The organism is Parafrigoribacterium mesophilum (assembly GCF_039652555.1).
Lineage (GTDB): Bacteria > Actinomycetota > Actinomycetes > Actinomycetales > Microbacteriaceae > Parafrigoribacterium > Parafrigoribacterium mesophilum.
The window spans coordinates 1-294 of the sequence record NZ_JBDJAF010000029.1; the positions used below are offsets into that span (position 1 = coordinate 1).

1 protein-coding gene is annotated in these 294 nt (G+C 60.9%); it reads right to left on the minus strand.

Annotated features, from left to right (window positions below):
* Positions 1-50: 50 nt before the first annotated feature.
* A partial coding sequence (locus tag ABFX56_RS15970) for a histidine phosphatase family protein (protein ID WP_346234352.1) occupies positions 51-294 on the minus strand: 244 nt, incomplete at its 5' end.

A 294-nucleotide genomic window follows, 5' to 3' on the forward strand; every position in this document is an offset into this window, starting at 1 on the left:
ATCGGCCATTGCGCGCCGGTTGCCAACATCCCCTATCCCTCACGAAGGGCTCAGGATTCTGAGGGCACCAAGGGCAGTTCGAGTCCGTAGTTCCAAGTCAGAATCGCCGGCTGCTCGCGGTAGAAGCTGAGCACCGACACTGATCCAGCATCCAAGGTGATCTGGGCCCCGAAACGTGGTGCCATTCGCAGGAATTCGGCTGTCAGGATGCGCAGAAAATGGCCATGCGCAACCAGAGCGACATCTCCCTCAGCCATCGCAGGAAGCACTCGCGTGAGCACGCGCGACGCGCGT